At 33.9% G+C, this 23969-nt stretch carries 22 protein-coding genes; 14 read left to right on the forward strand and 8 right to left on the reverse strand.

Annotated elements, in window-relative coordinates; genetic code table 11:
- A partial coding sequence (gene mltG, locus ABF281_RS05355) for an endolytic transglycosylase MltG (RefSeq protein ID WP_347180655.1) occupies nt 1-963 on the forward strand: 963 nt, incomplete at its 5' end.
- Between the two features lie 54 nt (nt 964-1017).
- Here mltG and ABF281_RS05360 read toward each other — a convergent pair.
- From ABF281_RS05360 to dnaA, 3 genes are read right to left on the reverse strand one after another with little or no spacing between them, the layout of a single operon-like run.
- Complete coding sequence (locus tag ABF281_RS05360) at nt 1018-1725, reverse strand: SAM-dependent methyltransferase (RefSeq protein WP_347180656.1); 708 nt, start codon at nt 1723-1725, stop codon at nt 1018-1020.
- Nucleotides 1725-2183 carry a low molecular weight protein-tyrosine-phosphatase gene (locus tag ABF281_RS05365; RefSeq protein WP_347180657.1) on the reverse strand — a complete coding sequence of 153 codons (459 nt, stop codon included), beginning with the start codon at nt 2181-2183 and terminating at the stop codon, nt 1725-1727. Before ABF281_RS05365 ends, ABF281_RS05360 begins: the two co-directional genes overlap by 1 nt.
- Before the next feature lie 3 nt (nt 2184-2186).
- Nucleotides 2187-3617 (reverse strand): chromosomal replication initiator protein DnaA, encoded by a 1431-nt coding sequence (dnaA, locus tag ABF281_RS05370; RefSeq protein ID WP_347180658.1) that lies wholly within the window; start codon nt 3615-3617, stop codon nt 2187-2189.
- A gap of 199 nt (nt 3618-3816) precedes the next feature.
- Between dnaA and ABF281_RS05375 the strand changes: the two genes are divergently transcribed.
- A complete protein-coding gene (locus ABF281_RS05375) occupies nt 3817-4218 on the forward strand; it encodes a thioesterase family protein (protein WP_347180659.1) in 402 nt (133 codons plus the stop codon).
- Nucleotides 4219-4227: 9 nt separating this feature from the next.
- Here the strand turns inward: ABF281_RS05375 and ABF281_RS05380 are convergent, their stop codons facing one another.
- From ABF281_RS05380 to ABF281_RS05395, 4 genes are read right to left on the reverse strand one after another with little or no spacing between them, the layout of a single operon-like run.
- Nucleotides 4228-4839: a YigZ family protein gene (locus tag ABF281_RS05380; RefSeq protein ID WP_347180660.1), complete on the reverse strand. Its 612-nt coding sequence runs from the start codon at nt 4837-4839 to the stop codon at nt 4228-4230.
- A complete protein-coding gene (locus ABF281_RS05385; RefSeq protein WP_347180661.1) occupies nt 4836-5702 on the reverse strand; it encodes an EamA/RhaT family transporter in 867 nt (288 codons plus the stop codon). Before ABF281_RS05385 ends, ABF281_RS05380 begins: the two co-directional genes overlap by 4 nt.
- A gap of 2 nt (nt 5703-5704) precedes the next feature.
- Nucleotides 5705-6751, reverse strand: a complete 1047-nt coding sequence (ribD, locus tag ABF281_RS05390; protein ID WP_347180662.1) for a bifunctional diaminohydroxyphosphoribosylaminopyrimidine deaminase/5-amino-6-(5-phosphoribosylamino)uracil reductase RibD — start codon at nt 6749-6751, stop codon at nt 5705-5707.
- Nucleotides 6751-7218, reverse strand: a complete 468-nt coding sequence (locus tag ABF281_RS05395) for a hypothetical protein (protein WP_347180663.1) — start codon at nt 7216-7218, stop codon at nt 6751-6753. Before ABF281_RS05395 ends, ribD begins: the two co-directional genes overlap by 1 nt.
- A 45-nt stretch (nt 7219-7263) precedes the next feature.
- On the opposite strand from ABF281_RS05395, the gene prmC reads away from it, so the two are divergent.
- From prmC to ABF281_RS05420, 5 genes are all read left to right on the forward strand, one after another.
- Nucleotides 7264-8109: a peptide chain release factor N(5)-glutamine methyltransferase gene (gene prmC / locus ABF281_RS05400; protein ID WP_347180664.1), complete on the forward strand. Its 846-nt coding sequence runs from the start codon at nt 7264-7266 to the stop codon at nt 8107-8109.
- 100 nt (nt 8110-8209) lie between these two features.
- Nucleotides 8210-8887, forward strand: a complete 678-nt coding sequence (gene trmD / locus ABF281_RS05405; protein WP_347180665.1) for a tRNA (guanosine(37)-N1)-methyltransferase TrmD — start codon at nt 8210-8212, stop codon at nt 8885-8887.
- Between the two features lie 364 nt (nt 8888-9251).
- Nucleotides 9252-9605 (forward strand): 50S ribosomal protein L19, encoded by a 354-nt coding sequence (rplS, locus tag ABF281_RS05410; RefSeq protein WP_347180666.1) that lies wholly within the window; start codon nt 9252-9254, stop codon nt 9603-9605.
- Between the two features lie 187 nt (nt 9606-9792).
- Nucleotides 9793-12003, forward strand: coding sequence for an NADP-dependent isocitrate dehydrogenase (locus ABF281_RS05415; RefSeq protein WP_347180667.1), 2211 nt, complete (start codon nt 9793-9795; stop codon nt 12001-12003).
- A 168-nt stretch (nt 12004-12171) separates the two neighbouring features.
- A complete protein-coding gene (locus ABF281_RS05420; protein ID WP_347180668.1) occupies nt 12172-13437 on the forward strand; it encodes an APC family permease in 1266 nt (421 codons plus the stop codon).
- A gap of 1 nt (nt 13438) precedes the next feature.
- Here ABF281_RS05420 and ABF281_RS05425 read toward each other — a convergent pair whose 3' ends face one another.
- Nucleotides 13439-14596 carry an SAM-dependent methyltransferase gene (locus ABF281_RS05425; RefSeq protein WP_347180669.1) on the reverse strand — a complete coding sequence of 386 codons (1158 nt, stop codon included), beginning with the start codon at nt 14594-14596 and terminating at the stop codon, nt 13439-13441.
- 124 nt (nt 14597-14720) lie between these two features.
- On the opposite strand from ABF281_RS05425, the gene ABF281_RS05430 reads away from it, so the two are divergent.
- From ABF281_RS05430 to ABF281_RS05460, 7 genes are all read left to right on the forward strand, one after another.
- Nucleotides 14721-15995: a heparan-alpha-glucosaminide N-acetyltransferase domain-containing protein gene (locus ABF281_RS05430; RefSeq protein ID WP_347180670.1), complete on the forward strand. Its 1275-nt coding sequence runs from the start codon at nt 14721-14723 to the stop codon at nt 15993-15995.
- 139 nt (nt 15996-16134) lie between these two features.
- Nucleotides 16135-19812: a phosphoribosylformylglycinamidine synthase gene (gene purL, locus ABF281_RS05435; RefSeq protein WP_347180671.1), complete on the forward strand. Its 3678-nt coding sequence runs from the start codon at nt 16135-16137 to the stop codon at nt 19810-19812.
- A gap of 421 nt (nt 19813-20233) precedes the next feature.
- Nucleotides 20234-20722 carry a DUF1648 domain-containing protein gene (locus tag ABF281_RS05440; protein WP_347180672.1) on the forward strand — a complete coding sequence of 163 codons (489 nt, stop codon included), beginning with the start codon at nt 20234-20236 and terminating at the stop codon, nt 20720-20722.
- A complete protein-coding gene (locus ABF281_RS05445; RefSeq protein WP_347180673.1) occupies nt 20719-21564 on the forward strand; it encodes a hypothetical protein in 846 nt (281 codons plus the stop codon). The genes ABF281_RS05440 and ABF281_RS05445 overlap by 4 nt, the downstream gene beginning before the upstream one ends.
- 292 nt (nt 21565-21856) lie before the next feature.
- Nucleotides 21857-22861: a 3-dehydro-L-gulonate 2-dehydrogenase gene (yiaK, locus tag ABF281_RS05450; protein ID WP_347180674.1), complete on the forward strand. Its 1005-nt coding sequence runs from the start codon at nt 21857-21859 to the stop codon at nt 22859-22861.
- Complete coding sequence (locus ABF281_RS05455; protein ID WP_347180675.1) at nt 22861-23340, forward strand: hypothetical protein; 480 nt, start codon at nt 22861-22863, stop codon at nt 23338-23340. The genes yiaK and ABF281_RS05455 overlap by 1 nt, the downstream gene beginning before the upstream one ends.
- A gap of 133 nt (nt 23341-23473) precedes the next feature.
- Entirely contained in the window at nt 23474-23866 is a 393-nt protein-coding gene (locus ABF281_RS05460; protein WP_347180676.1) for a VOC family protein, read from the forward strand.
- Nucleotides 23867-23969: the final 103 nt, after the last annotated feature.

Raw genomic sequence — 23969 nt, forward strand, 5'->3', positions numbered from 1 at the left:
TACACTTATCAGTTAATTTTCAGTAATCAAATTAAAAATGATGTAAAATTTTTCATCCGTTCAACAGATGCTCTTACTCAGGTTTTAAGTCATTTAGACACAATTTGCATTCATCATGAAGATGTTAGGAAGGTGTCTGTTTTAAAAAAATATAAATCCATCAAACCCGGCATGTACATCTTGAAACAAGGAATGAATGCTAATGATGTCATAAACTTAATACGCAGTGGAAATCAAACTCCTGTCAAAGTTACTTTTAACAATCAAAATTATATAGAAAATTTAGCGGGAAAATTATCACATCAGATTGAAGCTGATTCGCTAAATATTTTAAACAGTCTTACTGATAAAGAATTTCTGAAACGAGAAGGGCTAACAACCCATACAGTTCTAAACATCTGTATGCCCTATACGTATGAGTGCTACTGGTCAATTAGTCCTAATCAGCTTAGGGAAAAATTAATGAAAGCATACCGAAACTTTTGGAACAAAGAAAGACTACAAAAATCTAATCAGCTTCGACTGAGTCAAAATGAAATTATTTCTCTAGCGTCTATCGTTCAAAAGGAAACCCAACACAAACCTGAAAGAAGAAGAATTGCAGGGGTGTATTTAAATAGAATTCGAAAAGGAATTCCGCTGCAGGCAGACCCTACGATTGTATATGCATTAAAAGAAAAACATGGAAGAAAAAAAATAATCAAAAGGGTTTTGAACAAAGATTTAAATATTTCATCTCCTTACAACACTTATAGAAACAAAGGTGTACCTCCATCTGCAATAGCAATGGCTGATATTGATGCTATTGACGCTGTATTAAATGCTGAAAGGCATTCCTATTATTATTTTTGCGCAAACCCGAATAAAATAGGCACACATAGCTTTGCAAAAAATTTAGCTCAGCACAATCGAAATGCCAAAGTTTATCAACGATGGTTAAACATGCAAAACATAAGAAGATAAAACCATAAGCCATGAAGTGAATTCAATTCATGGTTAACAAAACGATCTCGTAGATCATTCGGCATGAATTATGAATATAGCTGGAATTTTGTGCAATTCTGGTTTTTTGTTTTTCCATTCTGCAATTGTAAAAGTCCTGATATATTCTGTTGACATCGTAATATCAGCAGCAATACATAATCGTGTGCTTGATGAAAGAGTTGTTTTTAAATCCTCAAGCATTTTGAGGTTTCTATAAGGTGTTTCTATAAAAATTTGAGATTGTTTTTGATCCTTTGACAATCGCTCTAATCGTTTTATTTCTTTTTTCCTATCTCCTTTATCAATGGGTAAATAACCATTAAAGGCAAAACTTTGTCCATTCATTCCAGAGGCCATAATCGCCATTAATATGGAAGATGGACCAACCAAAGGAACAACTCTTATACCTTTTTTGTGAGCTAAAGCAACAATATTGGAGCCAGGATCTGCAACCGCAGGAACTCCTGCCTCAGAAAGCAGACCAACAGATTCTCCTTGCATACAAACATCTAAATACGAATTGACTTCAATCGCATCTGCATATTTATCGATAGGCTTCAATTGTAGGCTAGGCTGAGATTTTGTAGGGGTTATTTTTTTGATAAAACGTCTCGCAGATTTTTCATTCTCTACAATAAAACAAGTGAGACTTTCTACCACAGATTTTATAGAGATAGGCATCACTTCAAGGGGTTCGTTATCCCCTAAGGTGGTGGGAATGAGATATAAATTTCCTTTCATCAAATTGTTTTTTTTAATATGGCGTCACATGCAGTATCTAGCATTTGGTACACTTCCTCAAAACCATTCTCAGCACCGTAGTAAGGGTCTGGAACAGCAATAGATGATTTGGGATGAACAACATCCATAATCATGGAAGTTTTTATTCTCTGCGAATCACAAGTGCACATCTTCATCACGTTGGTGTAATTAGACTCGTCCATTACAAAAATATGATCAAAGTCATCTAAGTCGGATAATGAAATTTTTCTAGCTCTTTGATCCGTAATATCAATTCCATTTCGATGGGCTATTGCTATAGATCTTTTGTCAGGTAAACTACCCTCATGAAAGGCAGCTGTTCCTGCGGAATCAACAACTAAATTATGACTTTTAATTTTAGATTTTAAAATACCCTCAGCCAATGGAGATCTACAAATGTTTCCAAGGCAGACCATTAAAACTTTTATTGGTGACATCTCCTAAAAAGATAATTTTTTTGAGATATCATCTACATACTTCTTAAACTGCTTATCTGTTGCAGATAAGTTATCTACTGTTTTACAAGCATGTAGAACAGTAGCATGGTCTCTTTTTCCTATTTGTGAACCGATACTTGCCAAAGAAGATTTGGTCATTTTTTTTGAAAAAAACATAGCCAATTGTCTAGCTTGCACAATATGGCGTTTTCTAGTTTTAGACTGCAAGGTCTCTAAATCAATTTCAAAATATTTAGAAACAACTTTTTGTATGTAATCTACTGAAACTTCTTTTTTGGTATTCTTTACAAACTTATCAATTATAGATTTGGCTAAGGATAAGCTGAAGTCCTTTTTATTAAATGCTGATTGTGCTATCAGGGAAGTAACAACTCCTTCTAATTCTCTAACATTTGTTTTGATGTGCTTGGCAATAAACTCTATGACTTCCTCTGGTACAATTACACCGTCACGGAACAATCTATTTTTTAAAATATTAATGCGCGTTTCGTAATCAGGAGCTTGTAATTCTGCAGATAAACCCCATTTGAAACGAGACAATAATCTTTGTTCTATATCCTGCATATCAACAGGAGATTTGTCGGATGTCAAGATGACTTGCTTTCCATTTTGGTGCAGTTCGTTAAAAATCTGGAAAAATGCATCTTGAGTTTTGGTCTTTCCTGATAAAAACTGAATATCATCAACAATCAAAACGTCTATCATTTGATAGAAGTGCAAAAAATCATTTCTATTGTTATTTTTTAATACAGCGTCTCCATACTGTTGAATAAATTTTTCTGTAGAAACATATAAAACAGTTTTATCAGGGTATTTGTCTTTTACTTGAACCCCTATTGCATGTGCCAAATGTGTTTTTCCAAGACCCACACCACCATAAATCATTAAGGGGTTAAAGGATGTTCCTCCTGGTTTGTTTGCGACCGCCATTCCAGCTGATCTTCCCAAGCGGTTAGACTCTCCTTCCATGAAGTTGTCAAAACAGTAATTAGGGTTCAAATTAGATTCAACTTTGACTTTTTGTAATCCTGGAATGACAAAAGGATTTTTGACTTCCCTACTTATGTTTTTTGAAGGAAAATTTACACTTTGGGGTTGCATTGGGCTTCGATTTGAACTAGGTATCTTAACAGTCTGAGGTACTTTACTGCTGTATGAATTTTCTAATCGAACATCGTATAGCAATCGAGCTTCTTTACCTAGCTCTCTGACAAGAGCAGTTCTTAAAACCTTAACATAATTTTCTTCTAAAAACTCAAAGAAAAACTTACTGGGTACTTGAATGGTTAGTGCTTCAGCTTCTAACTTGACAGGAACGATAGGTTCAAACCAAGTTTTATAGCCTACAGGAGTTATATTGTCTTTTATAAAGTTTAAGCAAGCTGCCCAAACATTCTCTGCACTTTTAATCATTCTGTTTTTTTACAATTTAGTTTAGTTTTGGGTTTATTAGAATCTTAGACAAACAATAGTATATTATTTTTAATGCAATAAGATTTTACTACTGCAAAAATGTGAATAAAATTCATTAAAAAAAAACTCATTTGCTATTGTATTTTATCTAATTTTTCACTAACATCATTTTCATAAAATTTAACAGTAATAAAAAAAAATGAAAACAAAAATAATAAAATTAAGGGTACGGTATTCTGAGACTGATCAGATGCAATTTGTACACCATAGCAACTACGCAAAATATTTTGAAATTGCTCGTATCGAATGGCTTCGATCATCAGGCATATCCTACAAAGAAATGGAAACAGAGGGGATCATGCTACCCGTGGTAAGTCTTTCCTCAGAATTCAAAAAACCTGCGAAATATGACGACGTATTAACAATTGAAACTTCAGTAGAACAAAAACCTACGGCTAAAATTATTTTTGTTTACCAAATCTATAACCAAGGAAAAGAATTGATCACAACTGGATCATCTACTTTAGTTTTTGTAGATATGAAAAAAAACAAACCCATAAGGTGTCCTGATCACATTTTAGAAACCATCATAAATCAATAGTAAAAAACACTAAAAAGTAACCTTCACACTTCTTAACTCTTTAAAAGCTGTAATCACTTCTTTAAAAACACCAACTGGAGCACACAATATAAATTGACTATCTAGATGCATTTCTTGACTTTTTATGGTCAATTTATGTGCCCTAATCAACTTCATTACTTTATGAGTATACTCGTAAGAGCACCCAACAGTAAAATCAACTTCTACTTTATTTTCGACAATTACAGCTTTGTTCAAGGTTTGCTCAGCGGTGGCCTTATAAGATTTAATTAGTCCTCCTACCCCCAATTTAACGCCTCCAAAATAACGGATTACAATCAACAACACTTCAGTCACATCAAAAGCTAGCAATTGTCTATATATAGGTTGACCTGCAGTATTTGAGGGTTCTCCATCATCGTTTACTCTGTAAACCAGCCCTGCTGACCCCAATCGATAAGCATAAGAGCAATGTCTAGCATCTTTATATTTTTTATAAATTTCTTTTAGCTTTAATTGTACTTCATCTTCCGTAGTAACCGAAAATAAATACCCAATAAACTTACTCCCTTTTTCTTTGTAGATAATTCCTTCAACAGAATCATTTATTGTCATATAGCTTTCAGTTTGAGGCTTGGTCATAGTGTAAAATAAAAAATTAAAATTGCCAGTAGAGAAAATGATAGACCTATAAAATTATATCTATTCAATTTTTCCCTGTAAACAAAAAAACCTAAAGCAACAGAGACCAAAACAACCAATAAATTATTTACAGAAAAAATCAAAGAAGATTCATATTGGGGTTGAGCTAAAGCTTTCAGCAAATAATAAATAGAGAAATAATTAGGAACTCCTAAAACAAGACCTCCCACTATATTTTTGAAAGATAATGAAACGGCTCCCGAAATTCCTTTTATGAACAATACTATGATTCCTAAGAAACCACAAAACAAAAACAAAGAGGTTGAAAAGACATCAAAATCAGAACTAGGCACAAATTGATGTTGCATATGATTGATGATTGCATCAGCCAAACCGCTACCGATAAAAATAAAGAAAGGTAAATACCAAAAGTGCTGATCAAAGCGCTCAACACCTTTTTTCTTTGCTGTAAACCAAACAGCTAAAAGTGCTAGCAAAATACCTAAAACCTTAAACAAACCTAGATCCTCTTCATACCAAATAATACCAAAAGAAATTGGAATTACTACGCTCATTTTGTTTGCCACTGTCATCACTGACAACCCTCCTTTTTGAGCAGTAACTGCCATCAAATTAAAAACAATTATGAATAAACTTGAAATGGTCATTGCACCCCAAACCCAGTTTTGACTTAACACAAAAGATATTGAAAATGTTGACTTACCATAACAAACTCCTATTGTTAGTGCTGTAAAGTAGCTTGCAACAATAGCTTGTAAATTGTCTAATCGATAGCGTTGAAACTCCTTAAGAATTAAAAAAACAAACGAGGTTGACAAAACACTAAGCAGTAAATAAAACATCTTTATCTTTTATATTGTTTAACAAGATCAGAACCCAAACGATCAACCTTTTGAGGATTGCCATCTAGACTAGGTGCTTTTATTCCTTTTGAGAAATGAGAATCTCCTACAAATACAAAAGCTTCATCCCAAAGTTCTTGACTAATAAATGTTTCTAGAAGGTGTTTCCCTCCTTCAACTAGCACAGATTGTATGCCTTGTTCATGTAATGTTTTTAATATTTGTGGAATGATATTAACTGTAAAATCAATTTTTTCAAACTGTACTTGTTCATGAATTATCCTTTTATTCGTAAAGACAATTGTCTTTACCGATCCATCAAATAAATGATACGTTTCAGGAATCTTTAAGTTTCTATCGATAACCACTCTTACAGGAGAAAGTCCACCAAAAGATCTAGTCGTTAAACTTGGATTGTCTTTTAATGTGGTATTGGTACCCACCATAATCGCATGCTCAACAGCTCTTATTTGATGTACCTTTTGTCTAGATAAGGAATTAGAAATCCAAGTAGGCTTTGCTTGCGCTAACTTTTCTACTTTTCTTTCTTTGTCAATAAAGCCATCTTTTGTCTCTGCCCATTTTAAAACCACATAAGGTCTTTTTTTGTTGTGATACGTAAAAAAACGCTTATGCAAAGCTTTACATTCAGCTTCTAGCACCCCTACATATACCTCTCTCCCGGCCTTTTCTAAAATTTCAATTCCTTTACCGGATACCGCTTCAAAACTATCCACACAACCAATAAAGATTTTAGGTATGTTTTTGGTTTTAATCAAGTTGACACAAGGAGGAGTCTGTCCAAAATGTGCGCAAGGCTCCAAAGTAACATAGAGTGTTGATTTGATTAGTAAACTATCATCTTCAACACTATTGATAGCGTTAACTTCTGCATGAGGTCCTCCATAAGCACTTGTGTAGCCTTCTCCTATAATTTTATTTTCAAAAACAATTACAGCTCCCACACAAGGATTTGGATATGCCAAACGTGTTCCTTTTTTTGCTAAAAATATAGCACGCCGCATGTATTTTTCATGGTTGGTGTACATTATTTTAGAATTTTAATTTTTTCTTGAAAAGCGAATGGGTATTCTTTCTTAATCAATAATTTTTTAAACGTTGCTTTCCCATCAAAACGCATGTCAATTTCATTGGACAAAACACTAGACAAAATTGAACTCAATAAGCCATTCTTGCGATTAAAAATTTGTGAGTAGGCTAACTTTATATAAAGAGGGACAAGGAATTCTTTTTTAGAAATGACAGGTATGCTTTGATTCTTTAAATATCCAAGATCTGAGTCATTAATGACTAAATGTAGATCACTGAGTAAGATCTTACCGCTTAGACGATTAGGGTTTTGAAACTTAAGGTCAGCTTTTATGGAAATAGAATCCTGAATCATTTCCTCAAACTCAATGTTTTCAATGCCAATAAAATCTGGCGCCTTTAACCCTGAACAAGAAACCAGTAAGACAATACTAATAAAAGGGAATACGAATTTTAAGCGTTTCATATTTGTATATTTGTAATTGCAAAAATATCAATAAATAAATTATTAATGACTTTACTGGCGCTTAAACAACAATTATTTACCTCTTTAGAAAGTCATTATCCTCAAACGGAAATTAGCTCTTTTTTTAAAATCATTTTGGAAGATCTTCTAAATCTATCCAAAATAGATTTTTCATTAGAACCAAATGCAATTGTTTCCGAAGCAGATAAACACAAAATCACTGAGATTATCGATGGCTTAAAAAAAGAAAAACCAATACAATATCTTATTGGTTTTACAGAGTTTATGGATCTGAAGCTCTACGTCAATGAACAGGTTTTAATTCCCAGACCCGAAACAGAAGAACTCGTTCATTGGATTCTTGATGATTTTCTTCAAAAACCCAATCTTGATGTTTTAGATATTGGTACAGGGTCGGGATGTATTCCTATTGCCTTATCCAAAAGTTTAAATCAAGCATTTATTGATAGCATGGATATTTCTAAGCAAGCGATAAAAACGGCAACCATAAACGCAAAAAACAACGATGCCAAAATAAATTTTATCCAACAAGATATCCTAACCACCAACAACCTTACCCGACAATATGATATATTAGTGAGTAATCCACCCTATGTTAGAGAACAGGAAAAAAAAGAAATAAAAAATAATGTACTGAACCATGAACCTCATTTGGCCTTATTTGTTAAGGATGAGGACCCTTTAGTTTTCTACAAAAAAATAGCCGAATTGGCCAAAACATCACTCAAAGAAAACGGGGTTTTATATTATGAAATCAATCAATATTTAGGAGAAGAAACTGTTGAATTAATGAAGCAAGTTGGGTTTTCAAAAATAGAACTCAAGAAAGATTTGTTTGGTAATGACCGAATGATCAAAGCATCACGCTGACCTAGACAAAAATATAGCTTCTTCAAAAACAAACAAAACGCTTAACTCCCATTTTTTTCGTATCCCCTCTTTTTAGTTTACTTTTGTAAAAAACATTCTCATGCGCATAGACATCATTACGGTTTCTCCAGAATTAATTAAAAGCCCATTTGAGCATTCTATCATGAAAAGAGCTCAAGAGAAAGGGCTGGCAGAAGTACACTTCCATAACCTAAGAGACTATGCGATTAATGACTATGGCAAAATTGATGACACACAATTTGGTGGTGGTGCAGGAATGGTCTTAATGATAGCACCTATAGATACTTGTATCCGCAAACTAAAAGCAGAAAGAGCATATGACGAAATTATATATATGACTCCTGATGCACCAACATTAAATCAACAAACTGCAAATCGTTTGTCACTGAAAAAAAATATGATTATTTTATGTGGCCACTATAAAGGCGTAGACCAACGGGTTCGTGATTTATTCATAACAAAAGAAATATCTATCGGGGATTATGTATTGAGTGGTGGTGAATTAGGAGCAGCTGTCCTCTGCGACACAATTTTGAGGCTAATTCCTGGAGTCTTAGGCGATGAGACTTCTGCACTCACAGATTCTTTTCAAGACAACTTGCTATCACCCCCTGTATATACCAGACCTTCGGATTACCAAGGACACAAAGTTCCAGAGATATTAACAACAGGGAATTTTCCTAAAATAGAAGATTGGAGAGCAGAAAAAGCATTAACACTTACCGAAAAAATAAGACCTGATTTACTTGACGATTAAAGTCAACTGATAGCTTTCAAAATCATAGTGATACCAAGAAAGTTTGGCTCTTATATTTATTTCAGTACCTGATAAAAAGTATCACTCAAAACTACTAATAGTCTTTATTACACGCTATGCGCTGATATTCAAACTTTACAACGCTTAAAATGTTACAAGCCTTTGAAAACTAATAAATAGTGTGAAAGATCAAATACAAAATAGATAGTTTTAATCTATTTTTAATAGATCAAACAGGGTCTTAAAAAAAAACAAAATTTATAATGATATCTAAAATATAGTTGTTATTTTTGCATGCCTGAATTAACCTCTGACGAAACTCGTGAATGTTGTTTCAGATCAAAACCATTATAAAAATTACACAATGGAATCTTTAGTAAAATTTGTACAAGACGAGTTTGTAGCAAAAAAAGAATTCCCAAACTTTAAAGCAGGAGACACTATTACAGTGTACTACGAGATTAAAGAAGGGTCAAAAACAAGAACTCAATTCTTTAAAGGAGTTGTGATTCAAAGAAGAGGAGCTGGAGCTTCTGAAACCTTTACAATTCGTAAAATGTCTGGAACAATTGGTGTAGAACGTATCTTCCCAATCAACTTACCAGCCATTCAAAAAATAGAATTGAACAAACAAGGTAAAGTAAGAAGAGCTAGAATTTACTACTTCAAAGAACTTACCGGTAAAAAAGCAAGAATTAAGGAAGTTAGACGTAAATAATTTCTTTAATTTTCTTTCTGTTATAAAGCTCAATACTTTGCGTATTGAGCTTTTTTATTAAAAAAACATAACATCTTTGATAAAAAAGTTATGTATGTAACACCTTGTAGAAAAAAATAATATTATTAGTACATTTGCTCAGCTTTATAAATTTAAGCTTTAATCAAAATAATTTCATAGAATCAAAATGGCAAAAGAGAATTCAAAAATCATATACACGCTTACTGACGAAGCACCAGCTTTGGCTACCTATTCGTTATTACCAATTATCAAAGCCTTTACTAGCAAAGCTGGTATTGAAATTGAGACTAGAGACATTTCTTTAGCGGGAAGAATTTTAGCAACCTTCCCAGAATACTTGACCGAAAATCAAAAAATATCTGATGCCTTAGCCGAGTTAGGAGAATTAGCTAAAACTCCTGAGGCCAATATTATAAAATTACCAAACATTTCTGCGTCAATACCTCAATTACAGGCAGCGATTAAAGAATTACAAGAAAAAGGTTTTGATATTCCTAACTTCCCATCAAATCCATCCAACGATGAGGAAAAAGCAATCAAAGCCCAATACTCCAAAGTACTAGGTTCTGCAGTAAATCCTGTATTACGAGAAGGAAACTCTGATCGTAGAGCCCCAAAGGCCGTAAAAAACTATGCAAAGAAAAACCCTCATAGAATGGGCGCTTGGGACAAAGATTCCAAAACTCACGTAGCTTCTATGGAAGCAAATGATTTTTATGGATCAGAAAAAGCAACAACAATAGCTAGCGCAACAGAATTTAAAATTTCTTTTAACGGAAAAGATTTGAAAGGCTATGCTCCCCTGCAGGAAGGTGAAATTATTGACTGTTCCGTGATGAGCATCAATGCACTAAAAAAATATGCAGCGAAAGAGATTGCGGATGCCAAGGCAAATGGAGTCCTTCTCTCTCTTCACATGAAAGCTACAATGATGAAAGTCTCTGACCCTATCATATTTGGTGCTATTGTAGAAGTATTCTATAAAGATGTTTTCGAAAAATATTCGGATTTATTCGCTGAGTTAAATGTAACAGCAACAAATGGTATTGGAGACGTATACACTAAAATTGCTGGACATGAGAAAGAAGGTGAAATCAAAGCAGCAATTGAAGCTGTATATAAAAACACACCTGATGTGGCAATGGTCAACTCTGATAAGGGAATTACAAATTTACATGTACCCTCTGATGTAATTATTGATGCATCTATGCCTGCAATGATTCGTACTTCAGGTCAAATGTGGAATGCTGAGGGTCAGCAACAAGACACAAAAGCTTTGATTCCAGATCGTTGTTATGCGGGTGTTTTCCAAGCTACAATTGACTTCTGTAAAGAACATGGTGCTTTTGATCCTACCACGATGGGTACAACTCCTAATGTTGGTTTGATGGCTCAGAAAGCACAAGAATATGGTTCTCATGATAAAACATTTCAATTGTCAGAGGCTGGAAAAGTACAGATCATTGATACTGATGGGAAGGTCTTATTAGAACAATCTGTAGAAGCTGGAGATATTTTCAGAATGTGTCAGGTTAAAGATGCTCCAATACAAGATTGGGTTAAGTTAGCAGTCAATAGAGCCCGAGCAACAGGTGATCCTGCCATATTCTGGTTGGATAAAGACAGAGCTCATGATGCAGAATTGATCAAAAAAGTAAACACTTATTTAGCTGACCATGACACCAATGGACTAGAAATCTTAACCAAAGCTCCACTTGAAGCAACATTATACACTTTAGATAGAGTAAAGGCTGGAAAAGACACAATTTCTGTGACGGGTAACGTATTGCGAGATTACTTAACCGATTTATTCCCAATTTTAGAATTAGGGACTTCAGCAAAAATGTTGTCTATTGTACCTTTGATGAATGGTGGAGGTTTATTTGAAACTGGTGCTGGAGGTTCTGCTCCAAAGCACGTTCAACAACTACAAGAAGAAAACTACTTGCGTTGGGATTCGTTAGGAGAATTTTTAGCTTTAGCTGTTTCTTTAGAGCATTTGAGTGCTAGATACAACAACACACAAGCTCAAGTATTAGCGGATACTCTGGATGCTGCTACAGGACAATTCTTAGACAATGACAAATCGCCTACTCGTAAACTAGGAGGTATAGACAATAGAGGATCTCACTTCTATCTCGCTATGTATTGGGCAAAAGAATTGGCTGCACAGAATGAAGATGCTGAACTAAAGCAAACTTTTACCAAAGTAGCTGAAGCTATGGCAATGAACGAGTCAAAAATTGTTGAAGAGATGATTTCTGCACAAGGTCAACCTGCTAATATTGGGGGATACTACAAGTTAAACCAAGACTTAACTTTTGACGTTATGAGAGTAAGCTCAACACTAAACAATATTGTTAACAGCATTGCTTAAATGCAAAAAAATAAAACAAATACAAAACCTCACTCATTGATTTTAGTGAGGTTTTTTTATTATACTCTCACCTTTTGGACTTACAAGCACAGGTTCTTTATGTTTAATATTATGATAGATTCATCTATTTAATTTATTAAATTACACTCCTAAACTTCCGAAAACAACATGTCAAAAAGAAAAATTGGGTATTTAGGGTTAAGTGCAAACATTATAAATACAATTGTTGGCGCAGGTATTTTTACACTTCCTGCCTTAATTGCTTTTGGTTTAGGTGCAGCTAGTATTTTTGCGTATTTATTTTGTGGAGTACTCATAACACTTGTGATGCTTTGTTTTGCAGAAGTTGGAAGTAAAATCACAGACTCAGGGGGTGTATATGCTTATATTCAGAACTCTTTTGGACCATACTTGGGCTTTTTGACGGCAGTACTCTTTATTATTTCCGCTATTGCTGCAGATGCTGCAGTGACGAATGCAATTACTGAAATTTTGAGCTCTATTTTTCCTTTTTTTAAACCGAAAACAATTAAAATAATATTTTCATTTGTTGTGTTTTTTGGCCTTGGATATTTGAATATTATCGGAATTAAGGAAAGCATTAGATTTGTTAAAATCATTACCATCATAAAGCTGATTCCTCTTTTCTTATTGATTCTACTTTCTTGGAAAAATATAAATATAGATTACCTAACTATTGAAACTGTTCCAGATTTTTCTCAGATCGGGAAAATGGCATTGCTACTATTCTTTGCTTTTCAAGGAGCAGAATCTGCATTATCCATTAGTGGAGAAATTAAGAAACCAAAAAAAAACATCCCTAAAGCTATTTTCATTAGTATTCTGGGAATACTCATATTATACATATTGATACAAACAATAGCTCAAGGAATATTGGGTAACGACCTTCCTAATTTTACGAATAACCCTTTGAGCCAAGTGGCTCTGAAAATTGCTGGCCCCCTCGGCTATACCGTTTTAACGATGGGCGCTGCGATGTCAATGCTTGGTTACTTGAGTAGTGAATCTTTGGGAATCCCTAGGGTAATTCAAAAAGCAGCAAAGGACAACATTATTCCAATAAAAAAACTAACTGACATTCATCAAAAGTATAAAACACCGTATATATCGGTATTGGTTTATAGCTCTTTAGCTTTTCTATTGAGCCTTGTAAATAGCTTTCAAAAGTTAGCAATACTTTCTAGTGCTACAATCCTTTTGGTATACTTGGGCGTATCACTGGCAGTCCTAAAATTAAGAAAAAACAAAGAACAAGAGTTTTCAGAATTTAAAGTTCCTGGAGGAGTTGTTATTCCAATCATATCCAGTATTATTATCATCACTCTGCTTTGTAGTTTGACTAGAAAAGAATTGGTTTGCTTGTTCACTGTTGTCGGAATACTATCCTTACTCTACTACTTAAAAAAAAGATGACCTACATCTTTATCTGTTTTTCTAAATAATGGAAATCTATTTGATATTGATTTTTTAACATTTCAATCTTTTGTTCAACTTTTGCTACTTCAGCCTTTTTATTTGTTTTAGAACCTACTAGCATCACATTTTTACGAGTATGTTCATTCGAAATAAATTCAAATACTTTGGTATTGTACTGATGTTTTTCTAGAATTAAGGCACGAATGGTATCGGTAATCATTTCAAACTGACGTTCTTTAAAAATACCATATTTTAACAGAGGGCTCTCCTGCTCTATCCCCTTTAACTGTTGGCGGACTTGTTTGTGACAACAAGGAGCACAAATCACAAGATTGGCATTGGCTACTATTCCTTTTGCTATAGCATCATCAGTAGCAGTATCGCAAGCATGCAAAGCAATCAAAATATCAATTTTTTTATTATCATAATCTTGAATAAATTTACTTTCAAAATGTAAATCCTCAAAACCACATTTTGAAACAACATCATTACAATATTTGACCAGACCATCACGCAACTCAATACCCGTTATTGAAACTTCTTTTTGTCTATCATTTTTTAGGTAATCATACAAAGCAAAAGTCAAATAACCTTTTCCAGAACCCATATCTACAATCTGAATTTTTTTTGGCAATTTTACCCCATTGATAAGGTTTTCTATGATTTCTAAATATTTATTAATCTGACGATATTTATCTGACATCTTGGGAATCACGTTCCCTTCTTTATCAGTTATTCCTAAATGATATAAGTAATCTTTGTTAGCCGCGCGTTTTTCTTTTGGTCTATCGTGGGAATCAGGTAATTTATTGGTAAAACTTGGAGCAACTTTTTTTAATGTAACCAACTTTTTCTTAGATACAAATACTTGGATATCATCCGATAAAGTAAAAAGAACCCCCAAACGGAAGGTCTGCAACAGCATTTCCTCGAGATGCTCAAAAGCCTCATCTTTAGAAAAGTTCTTGACCACATCATTTGTTTTGTTACGATAGGTAAACTGGAGTTTCTGTTTGCCTTGAAGGTTAACCAAACGGATATATACATTTCTCAGTCCTTCGTTTTTTCGAATCGGTTTACTTAACGTTATTTTAACAAAAGTATCTTTGGCAATGCTATTGTAAATTTCTTGAAAAAGGGATTTTAATTCTTCCATACCACAAAATTAGGCTTTATTAGTGGAGGAAAAAATTACATGACAATATTTAATTCCTGTGACAGCATATAAATTTTTACAGAATATTTTTTGTAATTTTGCAGAAAATTATACGGTTAAATAATTGAAAAAGAAAAGATTAGAATATATTGATGTCCTGAGATCTATCGCAATTATCATGATGTTAGAAGGTCACTTTATGACCTTAAGTTTACAATCCGTTTTCAGAGATAATCAAAACCCTATTTATGAGCTTTGGAAATTTTCTAGAGGCCTTACTGCACCATTATTTTTATGCATTTCAGGATTAATTTTTACTTATCTCTTGCTGAGCAATAAAGTTCAAGGATGGCACAACCCTAGAGTGAAAAAAGGCATTAAAAGGATCAGCCTTCTTGTATTATTGGGTTACCTACTACAAGTAAATTTGAATAGTTTTTTCTTTAGAGATAGACCTCTGTTGACAAGTCTCACACAAATTTTTCATATTTTACAGTGCATTGGGACTTCTCTTTTCATTCTTATTATACTTTATTTACTAAAGATTTATATTCTAAAAATACCTTTTGGAATCTTATTACTAAGTCTAGGGATTTTTGTGATTATTTTCAGTCCAACCCTACACGAAGCAAACTTTTCTAACTTCCCAAGAATGATAGAAAACATCTTCATCATCAGCAAAAACAAAACACTTGAAAGATCTGTTTTTCCATTGTTTCCTTGGGCTGGCTATGTGTTTTTAGGTGGGTCATTAGGAACTCTTATTACAATACTAAAAGACTATGCACATCATTATTTGTTTCCTGTAACACTAATCCTTGTTGGACTTTTGTGTAAGCATTTGATTTATTTTGTATTGGAAAGTTTACAACTTCTACCTTTGTTTAATACTTTAGAACCTTTTCAGTATCAATATGAACCTGTGCGTTTTTGTCAAATATTAGTTTTTATTGGTGTCGTCATTTTAGCACACAAAATCATTGTTTACGCTTCTAAAAACATCACTTTTAGAATGAATAAAACAACCATATATACCCTTTTAGGGATCTGTTTCTCTGTTGGGAGTTATTTATTTACAAAAGAAATAAAAACCACAAATCAAACCCTAACGGCCTACCTCCTATTTTTCTCTCCAATAGTAATTACTCTTTGGCTGACAACACGATGTAATTACAATACATTTCTTACCATAGGCCAAAACACGTTGTCTGTTTATGTATTTCATGTTGTTATATTGTATCGAGGTTTTTTTGGGTTCAAATTGGGCGGTTTTTTCAAAGACCAATTGACTCCTTTTTACGCTATTACTGGAGCCATCATATTAGTATTCTTTTTTTTAGCATATACACAGTATACACCAATTTTAATGAACAAGATCTATAGACTGAGCAGAAAATAAAAGATAGATAAACTCATCATAATCCAACTGCTTATCAATTCCCTTTTTTGTTCATAAATCTTTAAAAAATACTCCCCAAAAATTCACTGATTTTATCTAAATTTGTGTTTTTATAAAACATGATTAAACTTCATTCGTAATGATATTATTCTTTCAAAAAAAATCAACTTTTTTCGCAGTTCAGACTTCTGTTCAATCCGCAGTAAACATTAAGAAATTAGAATGGTTATTCGGAAATGCAACACAGATAGATACTAAAACATTAGATGGTTTTTTTATAGGTCCACGCAGAGAGATGATTTCGCCATGGAGCACAAATGCCGTAGAAATTACTCAAAACATGAGCATTGCTGGCATTGAAAGAATTGAAGAATTCACAAAGGTTGATTCAGAAAAAGTCATGATTGATCCAATGTTACAAAAAATGTATGTGGGATTAAATCAAGAGTCTTATACCATTCATGTGAAACCAGAGCCGATTATTGAAATCGAAAACATCAAGGATTTTGATGTACAAGAAGGGTTGTCTTTGAGTGATGAAGAGATTGAATATTTAGAGGAGATGTCGAAGCGTATTGGTCGTAAGTTGACTGACTCTGAAGTTTTTGGATTTTCACAAATCAACTCAGAACATTGTAGACACAAGATATTCAATGGAACTTTTGTTATTGATGGTGAAGAAAAAGAAACTTCATTATTCAAATTGATCCGAAAAACTTCTAGTGCATCACCAAACGGAATTGTTTCAGCCTACAAAGATAATGTAGCCTTTGTCAAAGGACCTAAAGCTATACAGTTTGCACCTAAATCTTCTGATAAACCAGACTTTTATGAAAACAAAGAATACGAATCTGTCATTTCATTAAAAGCAGAAACTCACAATTTCCCAACAACTGTTGAACCTTTTAATGGTGCAGCAACAGGAGCTGGTGGAGAAATAAGAGATCGTTTGGCAGGTGGTCAAGGATCTTTACCATTAGCAGGCACAGCAGTTTACATGACTTCCTATTCAAGGTTAGAAGAAAATAGACCCTGGGAGAACATAGAGGAAAGAAAGTGGTTGTATCAAACTCCAATGGATATCTTGATCAAAGCATCTAATGGTGCTTCAGATTTTGGAAATAAATTTGGTCAACCTCTGATTTCTGGATCATTACTAACTTTTGAACACGAAGAACTTGATAATAATCTAACCGATGTAGACTTAAGAACATTAGGTTTCGATAAGGTAATCATGCAAGCTGGTGGTGTGGGGTATGGTAAAGCTGAGCAAGCTTTGAAAGCAGAACCTGCAGCTGGAGATAAAATCGTAATTCTAGGTGGAGACAACTACCGAATTGGTATGGGTGGTGCTGCGGTATCCTCAGCAGATACTGGTGCGATGGACTCCGGAATTGAGTTAAATGCGGTGCAACGCTCAAATCCAGAAATGCAAAAGCGTGCTGCAAATGCCATACGTGGTATGGTAGAAAGCAACATCAACCCTATTGTTTCAATACACGATCATGGTGCAGGTGGGCATATGAATTGCTTGTCTGAATTGGTAGAGGAAACAGGTGGATTAATTGACACGGACAAACTTCCAATTGGTGACCCTACCCTTTCAGCAAAAGAAACAATTGGAAACGAATCTCAAGAGAGAATGGGATTGGTGATCAACCAAAAAGATATCAATTATCTAGAGCGTGTATCTGAACGAGAACGTTCTCCAATGTACACGGTTGGTGAGGTGACAAACGACAATCGTTTCACTTTTAGATCTAAAGTCACTGGTGAAGCGCCAATGGACTTAGATTTGAATGATATGTTTGGATCTTCTCCAAAAACAATCATGAAAGATAAGACGACGTCACGTCAATACGAGGAAATAAAATACAACCATAACGACCTACAGCAAAACCTGAAAAAAGTTTTACAGCTTGAAGCTGTTGCTTGTAAGGATTGGTTGACAAACAAAGTTGATCGTTGTGTAGGGGGTAAAGTAGCCAAGCAACAATGCGCAGGACCTCTTCAACTCCCTTTGAATGACGTAGCGGTTATGGCTCTAGACTACAATGGGAAAGAAGGAATTGCTACCTCTATTGGACATGCCCCTATAGCTGCTTTGATAGATGAAGCCGCTGGTTCCAGAAACGCGATTGCTGAATGTTTAACGAACTTGGTTTGGGCTCCTTTACAAGACCAACTCACATCTGTCTCTCTTTCGGCCAATTGGATGTGGCCTTGTAAGAATGAAGGAGAAGATGCTCGTTTGTACAATGCCGTCCAGGCGGTTTCTGATTTTGCAATTGATTTGGGTATTAATATTCCTACTGGAAAAGATTCATTATCAATGAAACAAAAGTATCCGGACAAAGACGTGATTGCACCAGGAACTGTAATCATTTCTAGTGTGGGACATTGTAAAGATATTAAAAAAGTAGTAGAACCTGTTTTTTCTAAACAAAAGGGGAACGCAATTTATTATATAGATTTTTCTTCAGACACATTTAAACTTGGTGGATCTTCTTTCGCTCAAGCTTTAAATAAGATAGGAACTGAATCTCCAGACATTAAAGATAGTACAAAGTTTAAAACTGCTTTTAATACGATACAATCTTTAGTTGAAAAAGGATTGATCTCTGCAGGACATGATATTTCTGCAGGGGGATTGATTACAACCTTATTGGAAATGTGTTTTTCAGATGAACAGTTGGGTGCAAATATTGATATCACAGCTCTGGGAGAAAGGGATACTTCTAAAGCATTATTTGCTGAAAACTCAGGGGTTATCATCCAAACTTTACATCCCTCAAAGGTGGAAAAAATACTAACCGATACAGGAGTGAAATTTGCAAATATTGGTACAGCAACCGAAACTGAGGTAGTAACTTTGACAAATGATAATGATAAAGAAGTCTTCAATATTGTTGAGTTACGTGATGTTTGGTACAAGACATCTTATCTTCTAGATAAAAAACAATCAGGTGATAAAAAAGCATCTGAAAGATTTGACAATTATAAAAAACAAGTTTTAGATTTTAATTTCCCTAGTCAATTTACAGGTAAATTGCCTAAAATAACAGCTGATAAAAAACCAATTGCTGCTGTTTTACGGGAAAAAGGATCGAATTCAGAACGCGAAATGGCCAATGCCTTGTACCTAGCAGGATTTGATGTAAAAGACGTTCATATGACCGATTTGATTTCTGGTCGTGAAACGCTGGAAGAAGTAAATTTTTTAGCTGCAGTGGGGGGATTTTCTAACTCAGACGTATTAGGGTCTGCCAAAGGATGGGCAGGAGCTTTTTTATACAATCCGAAAGCAAAAGCAGCTTTAGACAACTTCTACGCTCGTAAAGATACCTTATCTCTAGGAATCTGTAATGGTTGTCAGCTTCTTATTGAACTTGGATTGATCAACCCAGAGCATGTTGAAAAGCCTGTCATGGAACACAACGATTCTCACAAACACGAATCAGGATTTACTTCAGTTGCCATTCAAGAAAACAACTCTGTGATGTTAAACTCTTTAGCAGGAAGTACATTAGGAGTTTGGATATCTCATGGAGAAGGAAAGTTCAATTTACCCTATTCAGAAGAACAGTATAGCGTAGTGGCTAAGTATGGATATGAGGGCTATCCTTCCAATCCAAATGGATCTTCTTATAATACAGCAATGATGAGTTCAAAAGATGGTCGTCACTTAGTTATGATGCCTCACATAGAACGTTCCATTTTCCAATGGAATTGGGCCAACTATCCTAAAGATAGAAACGACGAAGTTTCTCCGTGGTTAGAGGCTTTTGTGAATGCGAAAGAATGGTTGAGCAAATAATAAAAATTGCTCCCATTACAAATACGAATAAAAACCTTCAGTCTTTTATATAAGATTGGAGGTTTTATTTTTTTTAATCGTCAATAACGTTATGCATGGTGTTAAAATGAATAGAAATGTACATGAACAAATAGTTGAGAATCCGAATGTTCAATAGAATCAAAAGTTTGGTATGCCAAAAAAAATCACATCTCTTTATTTGACATTCTGCTAACAGTCGTTTATCCTATGTTTTAAGGTTATGAAACGATTCTAAAAGACACTAAACAACGTAAAACTAGCTAGTATTGGTATATTCATCTCTTAGACCAATGGCATCAAAATAAACTCATTGAGGACACGCTAAAAGAATTGTATTTCTTATACTTACCAATGCAAATAAAATTTTTAGAAAAAAAGCATGTATGAAAAACCAAAAATAATGCTACAATTATCACCCATAGATAAGATCATTGAAATATTTGGTTGGATTTCTGTGATAGGGATATGGTGTTTTACATGGATTCATTTTTATGAATTACCGAAAATAATCCCAATACACTACAACGCTCTTGGATCAATCGATAAATTAGGAGACAAAACAAATATATTCGCATTACCAGTGATTTCAACCCTATTATTTGTTGGATTAACAATCCTCAATAAATTTCCTCAAGTGTTTAATTATCATTGTGAAATAACAAAAGAAAATGCTTTGTATCAATACATGAATGCAACTCGAATGTTAAGGGTTTTAAAATTGGTTATTGTATTGATTTTCAGAGCAATCGTTATTCTAACTATTGAAAGTGTAAACGGAAACATAAAAGGGCTTGGAACCTTATTCCTGCCGCTATCAATAGTTCTAGTATCTACTCCAATCATTTATTTTTTGATGAACGCCTATAAAAGAAATAGAAAAACTATATGAGACATAAAATATTACTCATCCTTGGAATAGCGCCATTTTTCATGAGCATTAAAAGCTATGCAATCCCTCTTAAGACTGCACAAGAAGCAGATTTCAACATAGAAAAAGATTTATTATTGGTACAATTTGATTGTAAAACAGATGTAGATGACCTTCATACTGTGGCTGCCTTGGTTACATTGATGTCAAATTCAAAATTTTCCAAAGTACAATATCATGCAGTTACAGGTACATACGGTAACCAGAAAGGTTTATATGTTCCTCCCAACGATTTGTTCCAGCTCTCATTTGGTAACAACTGGACAGATGCCCACAAAAACTTTAATTATGCAGTTGAAAAAGTTAAAAATATTGTTTTGAAAACACTTCAAAACGAAGGAGATCTTTGGATTGCAGAAGCAGGTCAATCTGATTTTACTGCTGAACTGATAAAAGCCATCCAAATAAATTTACCAAAAATGAAGGTTTCAAAACACATACATGTTGTGCAACATAGTGATTGGAATGAAACACATACGTCCACTGAGAATCTCAAATTTGTACAAAAATACGCTGACTACAAGAAAATTCCCGATGGAAATAAAATAGGTAATGGTACTCCTGGATTTCGTGACCCTACTTATTCCTATTGGAAAAACAAAATAAGAACTCCTGACTTGGTTAATATCTGGCAACTTGCTACAGATTTATCAAAAAAATACAACGGAAAAAAAGGTCGCTACAACAATAAGGCTATTTCAAATGGCGGATTAGATTTCTCCGATCTTTCTGAAGTATGTTGGATATTGGGAATTCAAAACATAAAGGATATTGAACAATTCTTTACGTTTTCTTTACTCTAGAAGGTACTCCTATTTTATAGTAATCACAAACACCACAAAATAACAAGTCGTCATTTGTAACGATCTCAAAATTATAAAATCAACTATTTGTTATAAAGTAAATTTATAGCTGGACTCCCACACCTATTCAACATATTAGCAACTCTAATCATTATGAAAACAGTAGATGTGAATAACTCAAAGTTTTTGATTATTTTTAGTTTTTGAGTTTGATGTTTACAATTCGAAGAAACATGAGTATTCTGTAACATCTATTCACCAAGCAAATAGCAATATTTAAAAAATAAGATCTATGAATATTTCACAAGAAGATATAGAAAAAGTTCTCTATGACCTTTTTATAAAATATAAATTCACCAACGAAAAAGCCAAATTAATGGCTAGTGTCTTTACAGAAAGCACCCTTGACGGAGTAAGTTCACATGGAATCAATCGAGTTCCTCTATTTATTGAACATATTGAAAAAGGAGTCATTAAAATTAATGCTGAAGCAGAGAAAATAGCTTCATTTGGAAGCATAGAACGCTGGGACGGAAATCAGGGTCCTGGGATTGTAAACGCAACAAAATGTACCAACAGAGCTGTTGAATTAGCGAAGAAGCATGGGATGGGGATGGTCGCATTGCGCAACACAAACCATTGGATGAGAGGAGGAACTTATGGTAAACAAGCTGCCAACGCCAATTGCGTATCGATACTATTCACAAATACGAAACCCAACATGCCACCTTGGGGAGGTAAAGAAAGTAGGATCGGAAACAATCCATTTGTTGTATCAATACCAAGAGAAAAAGGGAATGTCGTATTAGATATGGCAATGTCTCAGTTCTCATTTGGAAAAATTAATGACTACAGGTTAAGAGAAGAAAAATTACCCTACCCTGGAGGTTGGGATGAAAACGATAATCTTTCAAACGATCCTAAGAAAATTTTATCTAAAGAACGTGCGTTACCCGTTGGGTATTGGAAAGGTTCAGCTCTTTCCATGGTATTAGATATGCTTGCTACCCTCTTGTCAGGAGGAAACTCAACCAGTAAAATTAGTTCAAAAGATATTGAGACAGAAATCTCTCAAGTATACATTTGTGTATACCCTGAAGTGTTTAATGATCAAGGACTACAACAAAAATTGATTGATGAAATAATTGATTTTACTCATGACGTTGAACCCATGAAAAAAAATGATAAAATCTATTATCCTGGTGAACGAAGCGCTCAGGCTAGGGCTAAAAACTTAAAAGATGGTATTTTTATCAATGAAAGTATTTGGAATAAGATATTATTACTCTCTAAATAATGAAAATAACTTCCAAAGTGACATCAATATTAGGGTTGATTATCATCAGTGCGTGCCATAACAACAAAAACGAAATTCTGGAAGAAAGCATAGCAATCAATCATTATATCGAAACTGAGATCTCCGCAGCAGATAAACATCTGATTGGTGAACCTATTGAAATTTCAATGAAAGCAACTAACAAAAAAAACACTTCAATCTCTTTTCTACCCTGGGGAACTCCCATTGAAAACGGTTTGTCAACGAACTGTTTTAGAGTTCAACTAAACAATGAAGCGCTACCTTATGTTGGAATCATGGTTAAAAGGATTGCACCCACAAAAAAAGACTATATTACCTTAAATTACAAGGAATCAATATCCGGTAAAATAAACATCTTAGAAGGATATAAGATGAATAAAAAGGGAATTTACACGATACAATACAAAGGAGGTGTAGGTCTCGCTGAATCTAACAGTATCGAAATAGAGATTGAGTAATTTATTTTACTTTTGTAAACTACGAAACTATACAAATGAATACGTTTACGATGATAACGGGAAGGAATAAGGCATTGAAGCTTAAAAAGAACATCATATAGAGCAAGTAGATATAATAATTTAAAATGACAAGATGAAATATGGATACACAATCCTTTATGTAAAAAATGTTACTGAAACCATCATATTTTATGAGAAAGCTTTTGGATTTGTGCGTAAATTTATTACCCCTGAAAACGATTATGGGGAACTCATTACAGGAGAAACAACAATTGCGTTTGCTACCATAGAATTGGGAAATGATAATTTAAAAAAAGGATTCCAAGTCAGCCAGCATCTAAACAAACCCTTTGGAATATCAATAACATTTACAAGTGACCACATAGAAAAGGATTTTGAAAACGCCATTAAAAATGGGGCTATAGAATATGCACCCATTCGTCTTAAACCCTGGGGACAACAAGTTGGTTATGTTAAAGATAATAATGGTTTTCTGATTGAAATAGGTACCCCCATCAAATCGTAACAAACCCTCTTTCTTCAAAATACTCTGCTTTTAAAATCAATGTTTTTATTTTGATTTATTTAAATATTTTTTAATTGTAACTTATATTTAATACTTTTAGTAA

This window comes from Wenyingzhuangia sp. (assembly GCF_039768515.1).
In the GTDB taxonomy this organism is placed as follows: domain Bacteria; phylum Bacteroidota; class Bacteroidia; order Flavobacteriales; family Flavobacteriaceae; genus Wenyingzhuangia.

Coding starts and splice junctions, on each gene's coding strand:
- purL (WP_347180671.1), top strand. CDS start 16,135: ATGATATTATTCTTTCAAAAAAAATCAACTTTTTTCGCAGTTCAGACT.
- rplS (WP_347180666.1), top strand. CDS start 9,252: ATGGAATCTTTAGTAAAATTTGTACAAGACGAGTTTGTAGCAAAAAAA.
- ribD (WP_347180662.1), bottom strand. CDS start 6,751: ATGTACACCAACCATGAAAAATACATGCGGCGTGCTATATTTTTAGCA.
- ABF281_RS05455 (WP_347180675.1), top strand. CDS start 22,861: ATGAAAATAACTTCCAAAGTGACATCAATATTAGGGTTGATTATCATC.
- yiaK (WP_347180674.1), top strand. CDS start 21,857: ATGAATATTTCACAAGAAGATATAGAAAAAGTTCTCTATGACCTTTTT.
- ABF281_RS05375 (WP_347180659.1), top strand. CDS start 3,817: ATGAAAACAAAAATAATAAAATTAAGGGTACGGTATTCTGAGACTGAT.
- ABF281_RS05395 (WP_347180663.1), bottom strand. CDS start 7,218: ATGAAACGCTTAAAATTCGTATTCCCTTTTATTAGTATTGTCTTACTG.
- ABF281_RS05360 (WP_347180656.1), bottom strand. CDS start 1,725: ATGAAAGGAAATTTATATCTCATTCCCACCACCTTAGGGGATAACGAA.
- ABF281_RS05385 (WP_347180661.1), bottom strand. CDS start 5,702: ATGTTTTATTTACTGCTTAGTGTTTTGTCAACCTCGTTTGTTTTTTTA.
- ABF281_RS05425 (WP_347180669.1), bottom strand. CDS start 14,596: ATGGAAGAATTAAAATCCCTTTTTCAAGAAATTTACAATAGCATTGCC.
- trmD (WP_347180665.1), top strand. CDS start 8,210: ATGCGCATAGACATCATTACGGTTTCTCCAGAATTAATTAAAAGCCCA.
- ABF281_RS05440 (WP_347180672.1), top strand. CDS start 20,234: ATGCTACAATTATCACCCATAGATAAGATCATTGAAATATTTGGTTGG.
- ABF281_RS05460 (WP_347180676.1), top strand. CDS start 23,474: ATGAAATATGGATACACAATCCTTTATGTAAAAAATGTTACTGAAACC.
- prmC (WP_347180664.1), top strand. CDS start 7,264: ATGACTTTACTGGCGCTTAAACAACAATTATTTACCTCTTTAGAAAGT.
- ABF281_RS05420 (WP_347180668.1), top strand. CDS start 12,172: ATGTCAAAAAGAAAAATTGGGTATTTAGGGTTAAGTGCAAACATTATA.
- ABF281_RS05445 (WP_347180673.1), top strand. CDS start 20,719: ATGAGACATAAAATATTACTCATCCTTGGAATAGCGCCATTTTTCATG.
- ABF281_RS05380 (WP_347180660.1), bottom strand. CDS start 4,839: ATGACCAAGCCTCAAACTGAAAGCTATATGACAATAAATGATTCTGTT.
- dnaA (WP_347180658.1), bottom strand. CDS start 3,617: ATGATTAAAAGTGCAGAGAATGTTTGGGCAGCTTGCTTAAACTTTATA.
- ABF281_RS05365 (WP_347180657.1), bottom strand. CDS start 2,183: ATGTCACCAATAAAAGTTTTAATGGTCTGCCTTGGAAACATTTGTAGA.
- ABF281_RS05415 (WP_347180667.1), top strand. CDS start 9,793: ATGGCAAAAGAGAATTCAAAAATCATATACACGCTTACTGACGAAGCA.